This is a genomic window from Enterobacter cloacae complex sp. FDA-CDC-AR_0132 (assembly GCF_003010695.1).
Lineage (GTDB): Bacteria > Pseudomonadota > Gammaproteobacteria > Enterobacterales > Enterobacteriaceae > Enterobacter > Enterobacter ludwigii.
Genome location: NZ_CP027618.1, coordinates 4524546 through 4544153 on the forward strand (window position 1 = coordinate 4524546; position 19608 = coordinate 4544153).

The window sequence follows — 19608 nt, forward strand, 5'->3', positions numbered from 1 at the left end:
TTGCGGTTAATAGCAAATTGAGTAAGGCCAGGATGTCAAACACGCCAATCGAGCTTAAAGGCAGTAGCTTCACCTTATCAGTGGTACATTTGCATGATGCAAAACCCGAGGTTATTCGTCAGGCGTTAGAAGACAAAATTGCGCAGGCTCCCGCTTTTCTGAAACATGCCCCCGTCGTCGTGAATGTCAGTGGTCTGGATGCACCGGTTAACTGGAAACTTCTCCAGCAAGCCGTGGCCGCGACCGGGCTGCGTATCGTCGGTATCAGCGGCTGCAAAGATGCTGAGCTAAAAGCAGAAATTGACCGGGCGGGTCTGCCCATTCTGACCGAAGGCAAAGAAAAAGCCGCGCGTCCTGCCCCAGCGGCAGTCCAAACGCCCCCTCCTCCGGTGCAAAACGTTACACCTGTCACAAAAACGCGATTGATTGATGTGCCGGTTCGTTCCGGTCAGCGCATTTATGCACCAAACTGTGATCTGATTGTTACAAGCCACGTCAGCGCTGGCGCAGAGCTGATTGCAGATGGCAATATTCACGTATACGGTATGATGCGTGGGCGTGCGCTCGCGGGTGCAAGTGGTGACAGGGATGCGCAAATATTTTGTACTCATCTGACGGCGGAACTGGTGTCCATCGCAGGTGAATATTGGCTGAGCGACAAGATCCCAGCCGAATTTTATGGCAAAGCGGCTCGTCTGCGACTGGCAGACGACGCGTTGACCGTTCAACCGTTGAATTGATCCCTTTTTAACAAGGAATTTCTATGGCACGCATTATTGTTGTTACTTCGGGTAAAGGAGGCGTTGGCAAGACCACCTCCAGCGCGGCCATCGCTACTGGTTTGGCCCAGAAGGGAAAGAAAACCGTCGTTATCGATTTCGATATCGGTCTGCGTAACCTCGACCTGATCATGGGATGCGAGCGTCGCGTGGTCTATGACTTCGTGAACGTCATTCAGGGCGACGCCACACTGAACCAGGCGCTGATTAAAGACAAGCGCACCGAAAACCTCTACATCCTTCCGGCTTCTCAGACGCGTGATAAAGACGCCCTGACCCGTGAAGGCGTGGAAAAGGTGCTCGACGAGCTGAAAAAAATGGAGTTTGACTTCGTTGTCTGTGACTCCCCTGCCGGCATCGAAACGGGCGCCCTGATGGCACTCTACTTCGCTGATGAAGCCATCATCACCACCAACCCTGAAGTCTCATCCGTGCGTGACTCGGACCGTATTCTGGGGATCCTCGCCTCCAAATCGCGTCGTGCGGAAAATGGCGAAGAACCCATTAAAGAGCACCTTCTGCTGACCCGCTATAACCCGGGTCGCGTGAACAAAGGTGACATGCTTAGCATGGAAGACGTGCTGGAGATCCTGCGCATCAAACTGGTCGGCGTGATCCCGGAAGATCAATCCGTATTGCGCGCCTCTAACCAGGGCGAGCCAGTGATCCTGGATACAATGGCAGATGCAGGTAAAGCGTACGCGGATACCGTTGACCGTCTGCTGGGAGAAGAACGTCCTTTCCGCTTCATTGAAGAAGAGAAGAAAGGTTTCCTCAAACGCCTGTTCGGAGGATAAGTTATGGCATTACTGGACTTTTTTCTCTCGCGGAAAAAGAACACCGCCAACATCGCAAAAGAACGACTGCAAATCATCGTTGCGGAGCGTCGTCGTAGTGACGCCGAGCCACACTACCTGCCGCAGCTGCGTAAGGACATCCTGGAAGTGATCTGTAAGTATGTGCAGATTGACCCGGAGATGGTCACGGTGCAGCTGGAGCAAAAAGACGGGGATATTTCGATTCTGGAGCTGAACGTTACGCTCCCGGAAGCCGAAGAGTCACGTCCGTAGTTCGGGATTGTGTATCCCCGGTAAGCGTATGCCGCCGGGGAAATGTGCCGGGCATGTCAGCATGACCCGGCATTTTCATTATCGCGGATAACCTTCCAGCACAGTATTCAGGCGATCGGCCATCAATTCCCCGCGCCAGCCCGCCATCATTTCCGGCAAACCATTCTGAGGTTTCAGCTTCCAGTGCCAGTTCAGCAGCTGGTTAATCTGACGGCGTGACGCCAGCAGTTCCGCGCCCAGTTTGCTTTGCGTCGCGACGTCCTGCACCAGCGCTTTGATATCCTTGAACGCCTTGCGATAGCCCGGCATATCCATCAGATTCAGCAGTGGCTCCGGCAGTGCTTCGTCCGGCATTTCCTGCGCTTTTGCCACCAGCGCAAGCAGGGTTTTACCGTGGAAACGGATCTCGCTGCCGGAAAGCCCGATGCTGTCCAGTTCGCCCATGCTGCCCGGCATATACCGCGCGACCGCCCAGAGGTGTTCTTCGCGTACCACAAAGTTAACGGCCAGATCGCGCTCGCGTGCTTTACGCAAACGCCAGTCCGCTAACAGCTGCAGACACGCCAGCTGACGCGTACGCAGCTGCCAGGCGTTACTGATATCGCGCCAGGCCTCTTTCGGATCAACCACTTCCTGACGACGCTGCTGCGTCATTCGGCACTCATCCAGCGCGGCGGGCAACCAACCTGACGCTTCCGCCTCTTTCATCAGCTGGCCGGCAATCGGCAGGAGGTAAAACACGTCTGCCGCCGCGTATTCCAGTTGACGCTCGGTTAATGGGCGTGCCAGCCAGTCGGTGCGGGATTCGCTTTTATCCAGCGTCAGGCCCGTATACTCCTCAACCATGGCGGCAAAGCCCCATGAGAGCGGTCGATTACTGAAGGCCGCGAGGATCTGTGTATCAATCAACGGTTGTGGCATGACGCCAAAAGTATTCAAAAAGACTTCCAGATCTTCACTGCCTGCGTGCAGGTATTTCGTTACCGCAGTATCGAGCAGCAGGTCACGCATCGGCGTCCAGTCGGTAATGCCGAGCGGGTCGATCAGCGACACGTGTTTACCGTCGTACATCTGAATCAACCCCAGCTGCGGATAGTAGGTCCGGGTGCGGACAAACTCGGTATCCAGGGCAATGGCAGGAAAGTCGCGCGTCACTTCGCACAGCGAAGCCAGCTCGTCGTTGGTCGTGATCATCTGGTAATTCAAAACGGATTCTCTTTTGTTTGCGCCCATAAAAAACGCCGGCTTAACCGGCGTCTGGGCGATTAGCGTGAAGCTCAGGCCTTATTGTCTACTTTGCCACGGGCTTCGTCACGTAATTCTCGTCGTAATATCTTTCCGACATTCGATTTCGGCAGTTCCTCGCGAAACTCAACCAGCTTCGGCACCTTGTAGCCGGTCAGCTGACGACGACAGAAGGTGATCAGCGCCTCCTCCGTAAGAGAAGGATCTTTTTTGACCACAAAAATCTTCACCGCCTCGCCGCTGCTCCCGGAAGGGACGCCTACGGCAGCCACTTCGAGCACGCCGCTGTGCTGCATCACCACATCTTCGATTTCATTCGGGTAGACGTTGAAACCGGAAACCAGGATCATGTCTTTCTTACGATCGACAATACGCAGGAAGCCTTCTTCATCCATCACGGCAATATCACCGGTGTGCAGCCAGCCGTCTTTGATAATTTCATCGGTCGCATCGGGACGTTGCCAGTAGCCCAGCATCACCTGCGGCCCTTTGACACAGAGTTCGCCCGGTTCACCTGGCGCCACTTCGTTATCGTCATCATCAACCAGTTTGGCTTCGGTCGACGGAACCGGCAGGCCAATGCTTCCGCTGTGATAGTCGATATCGTGCGGGTTCACACTGACCAGCGGGGCGCACTCCGTCAGGCCATAGCCTTCCAGTAAATACTGACCCGTCAGTTTCATCCAGCGTTCGGCAACGGCCTGTTGAACCGGCATACCGCCACCCGCAGAGAGGTGCAGCGTGGAGAAATCGAGCTTCTGGAACTCTTTGTTGTTGAGCAGCGCGTTAAACAACGTATTCACCCCGGTCATGGCGGTGAACGGATATTTCGCCAGCTCTTTCACCAGCCCCGGAATATCGCGCGGGTTCGTGATCAATACGTTTTGACCGCCCAGCTCAATAAACAGCAGACAGTTCATGGTCAGCGCGAAGATGTGATAAAGCGGAAGCGCGGTGATCACCAGCTCTTTTCCGTGATGCAGCAACGGTCCGTAGGTGGCATTCACCTGCTCAAGGTTTGCCAGCATGTTACGGTGGGTCAGCATGGCGCCTTTAGCCACACCCGTTGTGCCGCCGGTGTACTGCAGAAACGCGAGGTCTTCTGATACCACTTCCGGTTTAACGTATTGCATGCGGTAGCCCGCCTGCAGCGCACTGCGGAAGGAGATCGCGTCCGGCAGGTGGTATTTCGGCACCAGACGTTTGATGTATTTGACGACAAAGTTAACCAGTGTCCCTTTGGCGGTTGAGAGTTGATCCCCCATACGCGTCAGGATGACGTGTTTGACCTGGGTTTTGTCGACCACTTTTTCCAGCGTGTGGGCAAAGTTAGAGACAATCACAATGGCGGCGGCACCGCTGTCGTTGAGCTGATGCTCCAGCTCCCGCGGCGTATACAGCGGGTTAACGTTGACAACAATCATCCCGGCACGCAGGACACCGAACAGCGCCACCGGGTATTGCAGCAGGTTCGGCATCATCAGCGCGACACGGTCCCCTTTTTGCAGCCCCAGCCCTTCCTGCAGATAGGCGGCGAACGCCCGACTACGCTCCTCAAGTTTACGGAACGTCATGACCTCGCCCATATTCACAAAAGCAGGCTGGTCTGCGTAACGCCTCACCGAGTGTTCAAACAATTCAACCAGGGATTGATAACGGTCAGGATTGATCTCGGCAGGAACATCTGCGGGATAACGGTTAAGCCAAACCTTCTTCAATGCATCACCTCTGAAATGAGTGTTCGTCGTCATCACAACCCCGATAATAAACAGTTTGTTAACATTATATTAACTCAGCGTACCAGTTTATTAATTGTTCAGATTTAAGGTTGCGAAGCGCGTCACTCTTTTTTTTCGTTTTATTCGTAAAAAACAGAGACAGCGGCTGAGCCGCTGTCTCTTTTCTAACAATTACAGGGAGTTACTCAGTAACGATTGTCTGAACCTGTGCAGGCCCCGGGTTATACCAGCCCCAGCCCGGGTAGCCATACCGATAAGGATGTGGCCCCCACATCCACGGATCCATCGGCTGAGGTGGCATGATGACCTGCTGCGTCAGCCGCCAGCGCTTATACCCGTTAACCTGCATGGTCATAAATTTATACGGCGTGTTGCCGACTTTGCCCTCTACCGAACCGGTAATCGGGCCGACGACGGTGACCAGCTGTCCGCGAAAATCGACCGGGTCGAGAAAACCGCCAACGTCGGCATAAATACGCCCGCGGGAAGGTTCGCCAAGGATGGGCCGCGCACCGCTATCCAGCGGAACGGTGGCAATCTCCAGACGGGTTTTCCCCTGCTGGTTTTGCACCTCGATAACCTTGCCGCCAAAGCGCGCTTCCTGGCCGACGTAAAGCTCAGGCGCATTCATCACGCGAACCAGATCCTGCTGTGGCGTGGGGCTGCTGCCCTTAATCGCATCAGGAACGGAAACGCATCCGCTCAGTGCTATGGCCACTGCGCCTGCCATAAAAAGGCGTACAACTTTAGTCTGAACCGCCATGATGCGACTCCTTTTTCTCAGTTCCTGTTACTGAGATTCATTCCCGGCCTGGAAGTTTCTTCCACGCGACGGTGTTTCGCAAATAAACCGGCTCCGCATGTTCAACGGCCACGGTTTTGCCCGCCTCAAGCAGTTGACAGGCGATGGGAAGCATATCCTCTGCGGCGGGCAGAAGCATGTTGCCGTCTGTCAGCGTGATCCCGGTGCCGTTAGCCATCTCTGGCCATGCCGGCCAGCCGGTGCCTACTGTCGCCCACTCGCCGGACAGCTGTTTCAGCCGCTCGGTCACCGCTTCCGGCTTGAGGACTGCCTCGGTCTCTTCACCGTGCCAGATGCCGTTTTCATCGCGGGTGTATTCTGCCCAGTAAACTTCTCCCATTCGGGCGTCAATGGCCGCCAGAACGCGCGTTGCCCCGGTCATACGCCATGCGCCCTGCGCCATGGTTGCCAGCGTGGAAACACCGATCATCGGCAGTTCTGCGCCCAGCGCCAGCCCCTGCGCAATGCCAATTCCAATGCGTACGCCCGTAAAGCTGCCGGGGCCACGGCCAAAGGCCAGTGCGTCGAGGTTGGTTAAGGTGGTGTTGCCCCGGGTTAAAATCTCTTTAACCAGAGGCAGAATGCGTTGGGTGTGTTCTCGTGGGCACTCTTCGAAATGAGCAGAGATAGCACCGTCGTTCAACAGAGCCACAGAACAGGCCTCTGTCGCGGTATCAATAGCCAGAATTCGCATCAGTCGTCGCGCTCTCGCAATGGTCAGTCACAAAATGGCGCGCATCTTAGCATACTCACGGGCAAATTACTCCGCCGTTGGGTTTGCCAGGAAGCGAACCGCGCGTTTAATGTCCCGCGTGCGCGGCGCGGGCGGCAAGCTGGCAAGGAAGGTCGCACCGTAAGGGCGCATCACCAGCCGGTTATCGCATATGACCAGCACGCCGCGGTCGTCTGTGTCGCGAATCAGGCGCCCTACCCCTTGTTTAAGGGTGATCACCGCGTCCGGTAGCTGGACCTCATCAAAAGGATCGCCGCCGCGCAAACGGCAGTCTTCCATACGTGCCTTCAGCAGCGGATCGTCCGGTGAGGTAAACGGCAGTTTATCGATGATCACCAGCGACAGGGTATCTCCCCGCACGTCCACCCCTTCCCAGAAGCTGCTGGTGGCTACCAGCAGGGCGTTACCGGCACTGACAAACTGCTGTAACAGTTGCCCTTTGCTGGTCTCGCCCTGAAGCAGAACCGGCAAAGTCATGGTGGCGCGGAACTGCTCCGCCAGATCGCGCATCATCGCGTGGGAGGTGCAGAGCATAAAACAGCGGCCGTTGTTGGCCTCGATCATCGGCCTGAGCATTGCCGCCAGCAGGCGCGCCGCGCCGGGCTGGTTAGGCAGAGGCAGATTACGCGGAACGCAGAGCAAGGCCTGTTTTTCATAATCAAACGGGCTGGGCAGCAGCAGCGACTCCGCCTCTTCAATCCCCAGACGCCCGGTAAAGTGGTGTAGATCGTCATTCACCGAAAGGGTTGCCGACGTGAAGATCCAGCTTCCCGGTTTTTGCGCCATCACCTCTTTGAATTTATCCGCTACCGTCAGCGGCGTCAGGGCCAGCGTGAAATGGCGGGAGGTGCATTCATACCAGTAGCTGAACCCCGGCTGGTTTATCTCTTTCAGCCGTTTGAGGCGTGCCCGATAGAGCGTGGCGCGCTCGAAGGCGGCATCCAGCAGTGCGGAACGGCCGAGCGATAGTTTCGCGACGTCGTAACAAAGCTCAAGGGCATCATCGAGCAGCAACAGCGCGCGCTGGATATTTTTGTCTGCCAGCAGCTCACGCAGATTACCGCGATAGCCCGGCTCACCCAGTTGCAGGCGAAAATCCTGCGCACTTTGCGCCAGGCGGTCAGCACACTTCTGCAGCTGTTGGGTATCTTTTAACTCGGTGCGGTAGGCAATGGTGAAATCTTTCGCTAAGTCCTGCAGCTGGCGGCTGGAGAGCGACTGGCCAAAATACTGGCTGGCGATGTCAGGAAGCTGGTGGGCTTCATCGAAGATCATCACGTCCGCTTCCGGGATCAGTTCGCCAAAGCCGCTATCTTTAACCACCATATCGGCAAGGAAGAGATGGTGGTTTACCACCACGACATCCGCGTCCATGGCGGTTTTACGCGCTTTCACCACAAAACAATCTTTATACAGCGGGCAGTCGCTCCCCAGGCAGTTGTCGTTGGTACTGGTGACCAGCGGCCAGGCGGGAGAGTCTTCCGGCACGCTCGCGCAGGTGCTGATATCCCCCTCCTCCGTCTGATTGGCCCAGGCGCGAAGAATAATGACATCGCTGAGCGTCTGCACCGGCAGATCACCGCCCGCCAGCGCCTGCTGCTCAAGCCGTTCAAGGCAGAGGTAGTTGGAGCGGCCTTTCAGCAACGCCAGGCGGCCTTTATACTTCAGGGCGTTGGCGACCGTGGGCAGATCGCGGCTGTAAAGCTGGTCCTGCAGCGCTTTAGACCCGGTGGAGATGATCACTTTCTTTTTAGCCCGCAGCGCTGGCGCCAGGTAGGCATAGGTTTTGCCCGTGCCGGTACCGGCTTCCACCACCAGCGGCTGCGCGGTGTCGATTGCGCGGGCCACGGCATGCGCCATCTGCCGCTGGGGTTCACGCGGTTTAAAACCGGGAATCGCCTGTGCTAACTGACCTTCTGGGGAAAAATCGTCTGCCACGTTGCTCTCTCACTGTATTTTTGCACAGGGATTATGTCAGCCCATCCTCTCCAGTGCCACCCCAAATAGTGACGAGGGGAACACAATATGGCAGTCTTGCCGACTGACATGAAAATAACGAGGAAACGTTTATGACAATTGTGCGCATTGATGCCGAAGCACGCTGGTCTGATGTGGTCATCCATAACCAGACGCTCTACTACACCGGTGTACCGGAAAATCTCGACGCAGATGCCTTCGAACAGACGGCGAATACGCTGGCGCAGATTGACGCCGTGCTGGAAAAGCAAGGCAGCGACAAATCACGCATTCTGGATGCGACCATTTTTCTTGCCAGTAAAGACGATTTTGCGGCGATGAATAAAGCCTGGGATGCCTGGGTTGTGGCGGGACATGCGCCCGTACGGTGTACCGTACAGGCGACGCTGATGAAGCCGGAATACAAAGTCGAAATTAAGATTATCGCGGCGGTTTAAGCCGGATTACTCCTCTTCATCATCCTCAAAACGCGCCACGATCCGCTCGCCGGTGTGGGTGGCGCGAAGTTCATTAGCAACTTGCGTGATCGCCTGTCCGCTGCTCATCCCCTGGGACATCAGTTCCTGAATACGCTCAACCGCTTTCTGCTGCTGGTCATGGCTCAGAGAAGGTAAACCTGCAAACATTGTCAACTCCTGCTAAATTATCCGCGCTAATTATTTCACGCTGCCCGGTAGTATGCCACACATGAACCCGTTACCCCCTACAGTCATTTCATTACCCTGGCGTTCAGACGCCGCGGAATTCTGGTTTGCCCGCCTCAGCCATCTTCCTTTTGCGATGTTGCTGCACTCCGGATATGCGGATCATCCCTACAGCCGCTTTGATATTCTGGTTGCCGACCCTCTGCAGACCCTAATTACACAAGGGAATGTGACTACGACGGGCGAAACGCAGTCAACGGACGATCCGCTGTCATTACTTCAGCAGGCGCTGGACGCGCTGGGCTTAACCGTTCCGCAAAATCCCGACCTTCCCTTCCAGGGAGGTGCGCTGGGCTTGTTCGGCTATGATTTAGGTCGCCGCTTCGAAACCTTGCCGGAGACTGCGCAGGACGACATTCCGCTGCCGGATATGGCGGTGGGGCTTTACGACTGGGCAATAATCGTCGATCACCACAAGCAGGCGGTCTCTCTGCTCAGCCATCAGGATGTGTCCGCCCGGCTTGCCTGGCTTGAGGCACAGGTCCCCGTCGCAACAGCGGATTTCCACCTGACCTCTGCGTGGCGCGCCAACATGACCGCGCAGGAGTACGCCGCGAAGTTTGAGCGGGTTCAGGGCTATCTGCAGAGCGGTGATTGCTATCAGGTCAACCTTGCTCAGCGTTTTCAGGCAACCTGTGAAGGCGATGAGTGGCAGGCATTTACCCGCCTCAACGCCAGTAACCGGGCACCGTTCAGTGCATTTCTGCGCCTGGAACAGGGCGCTATCCTGAGCCTCTCGCCCGAGCGTTTTATTCATCTTGCCGATGGTACTATTCAGACGCGACCGATTAAAGGCACGCTTCCCCGCCTGGCCGATCCTGTTGCCGACCGCCAGCAGGCGGAAAAACTGGCGGCCTCGTTAAAAGATCGCGCTGAAAACCTGATGATTGTCGACCTCATGCGTAACGACATTGGCCGGGTCGCTGTACCGGGAAGCGTGCGTGTCCCTGAACTGTTTGTCGTCGAGCCGTTCCCCGCGGTGCATCACCTGGTCAGCACCATTACCGCGCAACTGCCCGCCTCGCGCACGGCCTGCGATCTGCTTCGCGCCGCGTTCCCGGGAGGCTCGATAACCGGCGCGCCTAAAGTGCGGGCAATGCAAATAATCGATGAGCTGGAACCGCATCGTCGAAACGCCTGGTGCGGCAGCATTGGCTATATCAGTCTCTGCGGTACGCTGGATACCAGCATCACCATTCGAACGCTGACCGCCTGTAAGGGGAATCTGTACTGTTCCGCAGGGGGCGGAATTGTGGCTGATAGCCAGGTCGATGCGGAATATCAGGAAACCTTTGATAAAGTTAACCGTATTCTGAAACAACTGGAGTAATGACGGGTGGAAAAAGAGAACCTGACGCTGGATGATTTTCTGTCGCGCTTTCAGCTTTTGCGGCCCAACATGAGCCGCGAAGCCCTGAATCAACGTCAGGCAGCGGTGTTGATCCCGGTGGTCCGTCGTGAGCAGCCGGGTCTGCTGCTCACCCAGCGTTCGCCACATTTACGTAAGCACGCCGGTCAGGTCGCCTTTCCGGGTGGTGCCGTGGACAGTTCTGACGCCTCGCTGATTGCCGCCGCGCTGCGTGAAGCCCAGGAAGAGGTCGCCATTCCGCCTGAGGCGGTTGAGATCATCGGCGTGCTGCCGCCGGTCGACAGCGTGACCGGTTTTCAGGTCACACCGGTGGTCGGCATTATCCCGCCCGATCTGCAATATCACGCCAGCGTCGATGAAGTGTCTGCGGTGTTTGAGATGCCGCTGGAAGAGGCCCTTCGGCTCGGGCGTTATCATCCGCTGGATATCCAGCGTCGGGGTCATGCGCACCGGGTGTGGTTGTCCTGGTATCAGCATTATTTTGTCTGGGGCATGACGGCGGGCATCATTCGTGAACTGGCGCTGCAAATCGGCCTGAAGCCTTGACTATACTTTACATTCCACCCTCTTCTGCAAGGTTTGCGATCGGCGTCGCGCTATTAGCAAAACCATCGTTAACCATTAGTTTAATTCATGTGAATAGTTAAGCCGAGGTCGGTCTTCCCTCTTACACTATGCGCAGTTATAACATCGTTACTGGAACCCCGGTAACCCTGTCAGGAGTGTGAAAGTGATTAGTATATTCGACATGTTCAAAGTGGGAATTGGCCCTTCGTCTTCCCATACTGTTGGCCCGATGAAGGCCGGTAAACAGTTCGTCGATGATCTGGTCGAAAAAGGATTACTGGAAAGCGTTACCCGTGTCGCCGTGGATGTTTACGGCTCATTGTCATTAACGGGTAAAGGCCACCACACCGATATCGCCATTATTATGGGTCTGGCGGGCAATATGCCGGATACCGTAGATATTGATGCCATTCCGGCATTTATCCGCGACGTGGAAACGCGCGGCCGCCTGCTGTTGGCAAACGGTCAGCATGAAGTGGATTTCCCGCATGATGACGGCATGCGTTTTCGTAGCGATAACCTCTCCCTGCATGAAAACGGTATGCAGATCCACGCCTTTAACGGCGACAAAGTGATCTACAGCAAAACCTATTACTCCATTGGCGGTGGTTTTATCGTTGATGAGGAACACTTCGGCAAAGATACAACGGGTGATGTGAACGTACCTTACCCGTTCAAGTCCGCCAAAGAGATGCTGGACTACTGCCATGAAACCGGTCTGTCACTTTCCGGCATGGTGATGCAGAACGAACTGGCGCTGCACAGCAAAAAAGAGATTGAAGACTATTTTGCGAACGTGTGGCAAACCATGCAGGCCTGTATCGATCGCGGCATGAACACCGAAGGCGTATTGCCTGGTCCACTGCGCGTTCCGCGTCGCGCCTCTGCGCTGCGCCGTATGCTGGTCACCACAGACAAATTCTCTAACGACCCGATGAACGTGGTCGACTGGGTGAACATGTTTGCGCTGGCGGTGAACGAAGAAAACGCCGCAGGTGGCCGGGTGGTGACTGCACCAACGAACGGCGCGTGCGGTATCGTTCCGGCGGTACTGGCCTACTACGATCACTTTATTGAACCCGTAACGCCTGATATCTACATTCGCTACTTCCTGGCAGCAGGGGCGATTGGTGCGCTGTACAAGATGAATGCGTCTATCTCTGGCGCTGAAGTGGGCTGTCAGGGTGAAGTGGGCGTGGCCTGTTCTATGGCCGCGGCCGGTCTTGCAGAACTGCTGGGCGCCAGCCCGGAGCAGGTCTGTGTGGCGGCTGAAATCGGTATGGAACATAACCTCGGTCTCACCTGTGATCCGGTTGCGGGTCAGGTGCAGGTACCGTGCATTGAACGTAACGCTATCGCGTCGGTAAAAGCGATCAACGCCACGCGTATGGCCATGCGCCGTACCAGCGAGCCACGCGTTTCGCTGGACAAGGTTATCGAGACCATGTACGAAACCGGTAAAGACATGAACGCCAAATATCGTGAGACCTCCCGCGGCGGTCTGGCGATAAAGGTGCAGTGCGACTAACCGTTTCGCCTCAACGCCTCTCTCGCCCATCTTCCACGATGGGCGAATTTTTATCCCTTTCTCGTCGACTTAATATTTCCCCACTACACTTGCTGTGTTGCCTCGGCTTTTGGTGCTGAAGGCGTATTGGGCGGCCTCCCATGCAAACAGCACAGAGGATCATAAAAAAGTATCGCCGAAAACGCGTCATCGTCTGCGTGATGGTTGCGCTTCTTACGCTCATCATTACGCTGGGTATACGCTTTATTTCACAGCGTAACGTAAATCAGCAAAACACCCTGAACTTTGCGGCGCACTCCGTCAACGTGCTGGATAACGTCTTATTGCCGCTGGAAAAAGGGCGCAACCCGCTGCTGGCACTGGTCGGAGCGCCCTGCTCTCAGGCGCATTTAGTGTTACGAAAACAGGCGGCCTCACTGCAAACGGTGCGCTCAATTGCACTGGTCAAAGACGGTATCCTTTACTGTTCAAGTATTTTCGGCAATCGCGACGTCCCGTTGCGAGAGATTCAGCCTGCCCTGCCCTCCGCCGAAACAAAACTGGTGCTCTCCACCGACAAATCCTTGCTCAAGGGAAGCCCGATCCTGATCCAGTGGTATCCGGTTTCTGATAGCGGAGAAGATGGTGTGATGCAGATTGTGAATATCGATCTCATCACTCGCCTGATGCTGGAGCCACAGCGCCCGCTTATCACCGATGTGGCCCTGACCGTAGGGGATAAATACCTGCGCTACGGTGAAAATGTCTCCGACTCGCTGACAATAAACGATGATGAGAGGGTTCTGCGCCAGCAATCCAGCCATTTCCCGTTCACCATTACCGTCAGTGGCCCGGGAGCCAGCGAGCTGGCGTTGATATATTTGCCCTCTCAGCTGCCGCTGGCGCTGATGCTCAGTCTCCTGATGGGTTACGTCGCCTGGCTTGCGACCGCGAACCGCATGAGTTTTACCTGGGAAATTAACCTTGGCCTGGCCGCGCGTGAATTCGAGCTGTTTTGCCAGCCGCTGCTGAATGCCCGCACGCAGAAATGCGTGGGGGTGGAGATCCTGCTGCGCTGGAACAACCCCCGTCAGGGATGGATCTCCCCGGACGTTTTTATTCCGCTCGCCGAAGAGCACAACCTGATTATCCCCCTCACACGTTACGTCATTAACGAGACGGTGAGTCAGATTGGCTATTTTCCGGCAACGCCCGGCTTCCACATTGGCATCAACGCCGCCGCCAGCCATTTCCGGCATGGAACGCTCATTCAGGACCTGAACCGCTACTGGTTCAGTGCGCATCCCACCCAACAGCTAATTGTGGAGCTGACGGAGCGTGACGCGCTGCAGGACGTGGATTATCGCATTGTAAGAGAGTTACACCGTCAGGGCGTGAAGCTGGCCATTGATGATTTTGGCACCGGCAATAGCTCTCTCTCGTGGCTGGAAAAGCTGCATCCGGACGTGCTGAAAATTGATAAGTCCTTTACCAGCGCTATCGGCACTGATGCCGTGAACTCCACGGTGACGGACATCATCATTGCGCTCGGACAACGGCTTAGCATTGAGCTGGTGGCTGAAGGGGTAGAAACGCCCGAGCAGGCGCGGTATTTGCGTCATCACGGGGTAGAGGTACTGCAGGGATTTTTGTTTGCGCAGCCTATGCCGCTGAGGGAATTTCCGCAATGGCTGGCGGAGAGTTCGTCTCCGCCAGCACCGCGTAACGGGCATATCGTTCCGCTGATGCCGTTACGCTAGGCTCAGTTACTCTTCTTCGTCGTGGGCCGACTGCTCTTTAACAATGCGCACCATATCGACGCGATAGTCATTCGCTTCGATTATCGTGATCTGCAGCGGAGGCAGTTCGATGATATCGCCGGTTCGCGGAATTTGTCCGTTGACGGCAATAACCAGCCCAGCCACGGTCGCAATGTCCTCTTCATCGTTGATGATGTTTTCCAGACCCAGCGTGTGCTGTAGCGCGTGCAGATCGGTGGTGCCTTTCACCAGCCAGCCGTCACCGTCGGAGACAATTTCCGGGGTTTCATCCGCATCCGGGAATTCACCGGCAATGGCTTCAAGTACGTCGAGCGGCGTCACCAGACCCTGCACCACACCAAATTCATTGGTGACGATAACAAAGCTACCGCGTGCGCGGCGCAGGACGCCAAGCAGGTTGATAGGATCCAGCGTTTCCGGCACCACAATCGCCGGTGATGCGGCGGCGACGGCTTCGACGTTAATCCCCTCTTCCAGCGCCACCAGCATCTCTTTCGCACGCACCACGCCGATGATCTCGTCCAGTTCACCCCGGCATACCGGGAACAGGCTATGCGGTGAAGAGAGCAACTGCTGGCGAATCTCATCAACGCTCAGGCGGGAATCGACCCAGCTGATTTCACCGCGCGGGGTCATGATGCCGCGCAGCGAGCGGGAGGCCAGGGAGAGCACGCCGTTAATCATATAGCGCTCTTCTTCCACAAATGCCCCTTCCGGGACGGGAACCGGGTTACGGCTTTCATTGTCATTCTGCACGTTGACCTGACGGCGACCGCCCATCAGACGCAGAATCGCATCAGCCGTACGCGCACGCAGCGGCTGGGTAGACTGCTGCTTGATAAAGTTATGTCGTGCAATCTGGTTAAACAGCTCGATGAGGATCGAGAAGCCAATGGCTGCGTACAGGTAGCCTTTTGGTATATGGAAGCCAAAACCTTCCGCCACCAGGCTCAGACCAATCATCAGCAGGAAGCTAAGGCAGAGCACCACGACCGTCGGATGCTGATTCACAAAGCGCGTCAGTGGCTTAGACGCCAGCAGCATCACCGCCATCGCGATAACCACCGCAGCCATCATCACCGGGAGGTGGTTCACCATGCCGACAGCCGTGATCACCGCATCCAGCGAGAAGACCGCATCAAGCACCACGATCTGCAGTACCACGACCCAAAAGCTGGCATAGCCTTTACCGTGTCCATCATCGTGCTGGCGATTTTCCAGCCGCTCGTGAAGCTCTGTCGTCGCTTTGAAAAGCAGGAATATCCCCCCGAGCAGCATGATCAAATCACGGCCGGAGAAGGTGAAATCCATGACAGAAAAAAGCGGCTTCGTCAGCGTAACCATCCACGAGATCACGGACAGCAGTGCCAGACGCATGACCAGTGCCAGAGAGAGGCCGATCAGACGCGCTTTATCACGTTGTTTTGGCGGCAGTTTGTCCGCAAGGATGGCAATAAACACCAGGTTATCAATGCCGAGAACAATCTCAAGCACGACCAGCGTGAGCAATCCCACCCAGATTGACGGGTCCATTAAGAATTCCATGAAACGCTCCTGCTAACGGAATGACCAAACGGTGCCCCACTCAACGTGGGCAAAACAGAGGCAGACAGAGTCGATACGTGGCGAGGATCGCCGGTGAAACAGGCGCGGAATGGCCTGGAGGATGACTGACGTCGGTGACGGTCCATATAGTGGGCTGTAGCCCTATACTCCTGAACAATTAAACGGAGGCTAAACATATCAGAGACAATGCGTTTTTAGCAAAGATTTACGTTCCTTTGCAAAGATCTGTAACACAGCTGCTTTACCTTACAGATAATTCTGTAACCCATAGCTAAATTACGGATCTTCATCACATAAATTATTTTTTCACTATCTAAAATAATTCGCGGAAGTCTTAGTTTTTTAACTCTAACCCTTTTCTGAATCGATTCGGTTGGCCAGATACGATTCACAGTGCGACTGCCTGGCAGGCGTATTAATGATAATAAAAGGAGGTAGCAAGTGACCATTGCTATTGTCATAGGCACACATGGTTGGGCTGCAGAGCAGTTACTCAAAACAGCAGAGATGCTGTTGGGTGAGCAGGAAAACGTCGGCTGGATCGATTTCGTTCCCGGTGAAAACGCTGAAACGCTGATTGAGAAGTACACTGCTCAACTGCAGAAACTGGATACCAGCAAAGGCGTGCTGTTTCTCGTTGATACATGGGGAGGCAGTCCGTTCAATGCTGCCAGCCGCATTGTCGTCGATAAAGAGCATTATGAAGTTGTCGCCGGGGTGAATATCCCCATGTTGGTGGAAACCTTCATGGCACGCGACGACAATCCGAGTTTTGATGAACTGGTCGCTCTGGCAGTTGAAACCGGTCGCGAAGGCGTGAAAGCGCTGAAAGCACAACCGGTTGAGAAGCCTGCTCCAGTGGCCGCGGCGCCGAAAGCCGCAGCCCCGGCGAAGCCCATGGGCCCGAATGATTACATGGTGATCGGCCTTGCCCGTATCGATGACCGTTTAATCCACGGCCAGGTGGCAACGCGCTGGACCAAAGAGACCAACGTTCGACGCATTATTGTCGTCAGCGATGAAGTTGCTGCTGATACCGTACGTAAAACCCTTCTGACACAGGTTGCTCCTCCTGGCGTTACCGCGCACGTGGTGGATGTCGCCAAAATGATCCGCGTTTATAACAACCCGAAATATGCGGGTGAGCGCGTGATGCTGCTGTTCACAAACCCGACAGACGTTGAACGCCTGGTTGAAGGCGGCGTGAAAATTACCTCCGTAAACATTGGTGGTATGGCATTCCGTCAGGGCAAAACGCAGGTCAACAACGCCATTTCAGTCGATGCGAAAGATATCGAGGCATTCAACAAGCTGAATGCACGCGGTATCGAACTGGAAGCCCGTAAGGTTTCCACGGATCAGAAACTGAAAATGATGGATCTGATCGGTAAAGTTGGGAAATAAGCCCGCGCCGGTTTTTCACATAAAGCTTATGTAATAGGAGAAGTACAATGGAGATTACCACTCTTCAGATTGTGCTGGTGTTCATCGTCGCGTGTATTGCGGGTATGGAATCCGTACTTGATGAATTTCAGTTCCACCGCCCTCTGGTGGCCTGTACGTTGATTGGTGCCGTTCTGGGTGATATGAAAACCGGGATCATCATCGGTGGTACCCTGGAAATGATCGCCCTGGGCTGGATGAACATCGGTGCGGCAGTTGCGCCTGATGCCGCGCTGGCGTCCATCATTTCTACGGTTCTGGTTATTGCCGGTCACCAGAGTATCGGTGCAGGTATTGCCCTGGCCATCCCGCTGGCAGCAGCAGGTCAGGTACTGACCATCATCGTGCGTACTATCACCGTGGCTTTCCAGCACGCGGCGGATAAGGCGGCCGAAAATGGCAACCTGACGGCGCTCTCCTGGATCCACGTCTCGTCCCTGTTCCTGCAGGCGATGCGTATCGCGATCCCGGCCGTTATCGTTGCGATCTCCGTCGGTACCAGCGAGGTACAGAGCATGCTGAACGCCATTCCAGAAGTGGTCACCGGCGGTCTGAACATCGCAGGCGGTATGATTGTGGTGGTTGGTTATGCGATGGTTATCAATATGATGCGCGCAGGCTACCTGATGCCGTTCTTCTACCTCGGCTTCGTTACTGCTGCGTTCACCAACTTCAACCTGGTTGCGCTGGGTGTGATTGGTGCAGTGATGGCGATTCTCTACATCCAGCTCAGCCCGAAATATAACCGCGTTGCGGGTGCCCCAGCGCAGGCTGCTGGTAATAACGATCTCGATAACGAACTGGACTAGCAGGTGAGCGAAATGGTTGATATGACAAAAACTACCACCGAGAAAAAACTCACTCCGGGTGATATTCGTGGCGTGTTCATCCGTTCTAACCTGTTTCAGGGTTCATGGAACTTCGAACGTATGCAGGCGCTGGGCTTCTGTTTCTCCATGGTACCGGCTATCAAACGCCTGTATCCGGAAAACAACGAAGCGCGCCGTCAGGCGATTAAGCGTCACCTGGAATTCTTTAACACCCATCCTTATGTGGCGGCTCCGGTTCTGGGCGTGACGTTGGCGATGGAAGAGCAGCGTGCAAACGGCGCAGAGATTGACGATGGTGCCATCAACGGTATCAAAGTCGGTCTGATGGGTCCGCTGGCAGGCGTCGGTGACCCGATCTTCTGGGGTACCGTGCGTCCGGTCTTCGCGGCGCTGGGTGCCGGTATCGCCATGAGCGGAAGCCTGCTTGGGCCACTGCTGTTCTTCATCCTGTTCAATGCGGTACGTCTGCTGACCCGTTACTACGGTGTGGCTTACGGTTACCGTAAAGGGGTGGACATCGTTAAGGATATGGGCGGCGGCTTCCTGCAGAAATTGACTGAGGGGGCGTCAATCCTCGGCCTGTTTGTCATGGGGGCACTGGTTAACAAGTGGACGCACGTGAACATCCCGCTGGTGGTGTCCACCATCACCGGTCAAGATGGTCAGACCCGTGTTACCACCGTGCAGACGATTCTGGACCAGCTGATGCCGGGTCTGGTACCGCTCCTGCTGACCTTCGCCTGTATGTGGCTGCTGCGTAAGAAAGTTAACCCGCTGTGGATCATTGTTGGCTTCTTCGTCATCGGTATCGCGGGCTACGCTGTCGGTCTGCTGGGCCTGTAAGACATCACGTAATACGCCGGGGGCTTGCCCCCGGTTTTTTTATCTGGAGGATGAATGACTGTCACGGACATCGTACTGGTTTTGTTTATTGTGGCCCTTCTGGCATATGCGATCTATGACGAGTTCATCATGCCCCGCCGCCACGGCGAAACGCTGCTCTCCCTGCCCCTTCTGCGACGCGGCCGCGTGGATGCGTTTATCTTCGCCGGTCTCATCGTCATTCTTATATACAACAACGTGACCGGTCATGGTGCAATATTAACCACATGGTTATTATGTGCGCTGGCATTAATGGCGATTTATCTGTTCTGGATCCGTGTTCCGAAAATCATTTTTAAAAGCCGCGGGTTTTTCTTCGCCAATGTATGGATAGAATATAACCGTATTAAAGAGATGAATTTATCGGAAGACGGTGTACTGGTGATGCAATTAGAGCAACGCCGGCTGCTTATTCGGGTCAAGAATATTGACGACCTGGAAAGAATATACAAACTTATGCTTAAAACTCAGTAAGTTAACCACATAGCTTTGGCTATATTCTGCGTTTATTTTGCGCACCTGATATAGCCAAAGCTATATTCCATTCTGTCATTTCTCTTATATTTATTAACGTTATTTTCACGTATAAATCTTAATGAAAATCGTTATCAACA

Annotated in this window: 20 protein-coding genes; 12 read left to right on the forward strand and 8 right to left on the reverse strand. The window is 55.1% G+C overall.

Annotated elements, in window-relative coordinates; translation table 11 throughout:
* Positions 1–32: 32 nt before the first annotated feature.
* From minC to minE, 3 genes are read left to right on the forward strand one after another with little or no spacing between them, the layout of a single operon-like run.
* Positions 33–740 (forward strand): septum site-determining protein MinC, encoded by a 708-nt coding sequence (gene minC, locus AM379_RS21950; protein WP_020883433.1) that lies wholly within the window; start codon positions 33–35, stop codon positions 738–740.
* Positions 741–763: 23 nt separating this feature from the next.
* Positions 764–1576 (forward strand): septum site-determining protein MinD, encoded by an 813-nt coding sequence (gene minD / locus AM379_RS21955; RefSeq protein WP_014170584.1) that lies wholly within the window; start codon positions 764–766, stop codon positions 1574–1576.
* Between the two features lie 3 nt (positions 1577–1579).
* Positions 1580–1849 carry a cell division topological specificity factor MinE gene (gene minE / locus AM379_RS21960; RefSeq protein WP_008500504.1) on the forward strand — a complete coding sequence of 90 codons (270 nt, stop codon included), beginning with the start codon at positions 1580–1582 and terminating at the stop codon, positions 1847–1849.
* Between the two features lie 78 nt (positions 1850–1927).
* On the opposite strand, the gene rnd is transcribed toward minE, so the two are convergent.
* From rnd to AM379_RS21985, 5 genes are all read right to left on the reverse strand, one after another.
* Positions 1928–3043 carry a ribonuclease D gene (gene rnd / locus AM379_RS21965; RefSeq protein ID WP_123266851.1) on the reverse strand — a complete coding sequence of 372 codons (1116 nt, stop codon included), beginning with the start codon at positions 3041–3043 and terminating at the stop codon, positions 1928–1930.
* An 83-nt stretch (positions 3044–3126) separates the two neighbouring features.
* Positions 3127–4812 (reverse strand): long-chain-fatty-acid--CoA ligase FadD, encoded by a 1686-nt coding sequence (fadD, locus tag AM379_RS21970; protein ID WP_032669980.1) that lies wholly within the window; start codon positions 4810–4812, stop codon positions 3127–3129.
* Between the two features lie 202 nt (positions 4813–5014).
* A complete protein-coding gene (locus AM379_RS21975; RefSeq protein ID WP_020883430.1) occupies positions 5015–5596 on the reverse strand; it encodes a Slp family lipoprotein in 582 nt (193 codons plus the stop codon).
* Positions 5597–5633: 37 nt separating this feature from the next.
* Positions 5634–6329 carry a tRNA (adenosine(37)-N6)-threonylcarbamoyltransferase complex dimerization subunit type 1 TsaB gene (tsaB, locus tag AM379_RS21980; RefSeq protein WP_032678416.1) on the reverse strand — a complete coding sequence of 232 codons (696 nt, stop codon included), beginning with the start codon at positions 6327–6329 and terminating at the stop codon, positions 5634–5636.
* A 66-nt stretch (positions 6330–6395) separates the two neighbouring features.
* Positions 6396–8306 carry an ATP-dependent DNA helicase gene (locus AM379_RS21985; RefSeq protein ID WP_014170590.1) on the reverse strand — a complete coding sequence of 637 codons (1911 nt, stop codon included), beginning with the start codon at positions 8304–8306 and terminating at the stop codon, positions 6396–6398.
* A 131-nt stretch (positions 8307–8437) separates the two neighbouring features.
* On the opposite strand from AM379_RS21985, the gene AM379_RS21990 reads away from it, so the two are divergent.
* Entirely contained in the window at positions 8438–8782 is a 345-nt protein-coding gene (locus tag AM379_RS21990) for a RidA family protein (RefSeq protein WP_014170591.1), read from the forward strand.
* 6 nt (positions 8783–8788) lie between these two features.
* On the opposite strand, the gene AM379_RS21995 is transcribed toward AM379_RS21990, so the two are convergent.
* Positions 8789–8971 (reverse strand): YoaH family protein, encoded by a 183-nt coding sequence (locus AM379_RS21995; RefSeq protein ID WP_020883426.1) that lies wholly within the window; start codon positions 8969–8971, stop codon positions 8789–8791.
* A 61-nt stretch (positions 8972–9032) separates the two neighbouring features.
* Here AM379_RS21995 and pabB point away from each other — a divergent pair, with 61 nt between their 5' ends.
* The 4 genes from pabB (at position 9033) to AM379_RS22015 (ending at position 14252) form a co-directional block, all read left to right on the forward strand.
* Entirely contained in the window at positions 9033–10379 is a 1347-nt protein-coding gene (gene pabB, locus AM379_RS22000) for an aminodeoxychorismate synthase component 1 (RefSeq protein WP_032678417.1), read from the forward strand.
* A gap of 6 nt (positions 10380–10385) precedes the next feature.
* The gene (locus tag AM379_RS22005; RefSeq protein ID WP_032678418.1) at positions 10386–10964 is read left to right on the forward strand and encodes a CoA pyrophosphatase; all 579 of its coding nucleotides are present in this window, start codon (positions 10386–10388) and stop codon (positions 10962–10964) included.
* Positions 10965–11148: 184 nt separating this feature from the next.
* Complete coding sequence (gene sdaA, locus AM379_RS22010; protein ID WP_020883424.1) at positions 11149–12513, forward strand: L-serine ammonia-lyase; 1365 nt, start codon at positions 11149–11151, stop codon at positions 12511–12513.
* A 140-nt stretch (positions 12514–12653) separates the two neighbouring features.
* On the forward strand, positions 12654–14252 hold the full coding sequence (locus AM379_RS22015) for an EAL domain-containing protein (protein WP_020883423.1): 1599 nt from the start codon (positions 12654–12656) through the stop codon (positions 14250–14252).
* A 6-nt stretch (positions 14253–14258) separates the two neighbouring features.
* Here the strand turns inward: AM379_RS22015 and yoaE are convergent, their stop codons facing one another.
* Positions 14259–15818: a CNNM family cation transport protein YoaE gene (gene yoaE, locus AM379_RS22020; protein WP_014170597.1), complete on the reverse strand. Its 1560-nt coding sequence runs from the start codon at positions 15816–15818 to the stop codon at positions 14259–14261.
* Positions 15806–16015 carry a protein YoaL gene (locus AM379_RS24700; RefSeq protein ID WP_071605456.1) on the reverse strand — a complete coding sequence of 70 codons (210 nt, stop codon included), beginning with the start codon at positions 16013–16015 and terminating at the stop codon, positions 15806–15808. Before AM379_RS24700 ends, yoaE begins: the two co-directional genes overlap by 13 nt.
* A gap of 265 nt (positions 16016–16280) precedes the next feature.
* Between AM379_RS24700 and manX the strand changes: the two genes are divergently transcribed.
* From manX to AM379_RS22050, 4 genes are read left to right on the forward strand one after another with little or no spacing between them, the layout of a single operon-like run.
* Positions 16281–17243: a PTS mannose transporter subunit IIAB gene (gene manX, locus AM379_RS22035; RefSeq protein ID WP_014170598.1), complete on the forward strand. Its 963-nt coding sequence runs from the start codon at positions 16281–16283 to the stop codon at positions 17241–17243.
* 47 nt (positions 17244–17290) lie between these two features.
* A complete protein-coding gene (gene manY, locus AM379_RS22040; protein ID WP_014170599.1) occupies positions 17291–18091 on the forward strand; it encodes a PTS mannose transporter subunit IIC in 801 nt (266 codons plus the stop codon).
* 12 nt (positions 18092–18103) lie between these two features.
* Positions 18104–18955 (forward strand): PTS mannose transporter subunit IID, encoded by an 852-nt coding sequence (locus tag AM379_RS22045; protein ID WP_006810994.1) that lies wholly within the window; start codon positions 18104–18106, stop codon positions 18953–18955.
* A gap of 54 nt (positions 18956–19009) precedes the next feature.
* Positions 19010–19468: a DUF986 family protein gene (locus AM379_RS22050; RefSeq protein ID WP_014170600.1), complete on the forward strand. Its 459-nt coding sequence runs from the start codon at positions 19010–19012 to the stop codon at positions 19466–19468.
* Positions 19469–19608 lie beyond the last annotated feature (140 nt).

Coding starts and splice junctions, on each gene's coding strand:
- minC (WP_020883433.1), top strand. CDS start 33: ATGTCAAACACGCCAATCGAGCTTAAAGGCAGTAGCTTCACCTTATCA.
- minD (WP_014170584.1), top strand. CDS start 764: ATGGCACGCATTATTGTTGTTACTTCGGGTAAAGGAGGCGTTGGCAAG.
- minE (WP_008500504.1), top strand. CDS start 1,580: ATGGCATTACTGGACTTTTTTCTCTCGCGGAAAAAGAACACCGCCAAC.
- rnd (WP_123266851.1), bottom strand. CDS start 3,043: ATGATCACGACCAACGACGAGCTGGCTTCGCTGTGCGAAGTGACGCGC.
- AM379_RS21975 (WP_020883430.1), bottom strand. CDS start 5,596: ATGGCGGTTCAGACTAAAGTTGTACGCCTTTTTATGGCAGGCGCAGTG.
- tsaB (WP_032678416.1), bottom strand. CDS start 6,329: ATGCGAATTCTGGCTATTGATACCGCGACAGAGGCCTGTTCTGTGGCT.
- AM379_RS21990 (WP_014170591.1), top strand. CDS start 8,438: ATGACAATTGTGCGCATTGATGCCGAAGCACGCTGGTCTGATGTGGTC.
- AM379_RS21995 (WP_020883426.1), bottom strand. CDS start 8,971: ATGTTTGCAGGTTTACCTTCTCTGAGCCATGACCAGCAGCAGAAAGCG.
- pabB (WP_032678417.1), top strand. CDS start 9,033: ATGAACCCGTTACCCCCTACAGTCATTTCATTACCCTGGCGTTCAGAC.
- AM379_RS22015 (WP_020883423.1), top strand. CDS start 12,654: ATGCAAACAGCACAGAGGATCATAAAAAAGTATCGCCGAAAACGCGTC.
- yoaE (WP_014170597.1), bottom strand. CDS start 15,818: ATGGAATTCTTAATGGACCCGTCAATCTGGGTGGGATTGCTCACGCTG.
- AM379_RS24700 (WP_071605456.1), bottom strand. CDS start 16,015: ATGTTTAGCCTCCGTTTAATTGTTCAGGAGTATAGGGCTACAGCCCAC.
- manY (WP_014170599.1), top strand. CDS start 17,291: ATGGAGATTACCACTCTTCAGATTGTGCTGGTGTTCATCGTCGCGTGT.
- AM379_RS22045 (WP_006810994.1), top strand. CDS start 18,104: ATGGTTGATATGACAAAAACTACCACCGAGAAAAAACTCACTCCGGGT.
- AM379_RS22050 (WP_014170600.1), top strand. CDS start 19,010: ATGACTGTCACGGACATCGTACTGGTTTTGTTTATTGTGGCCCTTCTG.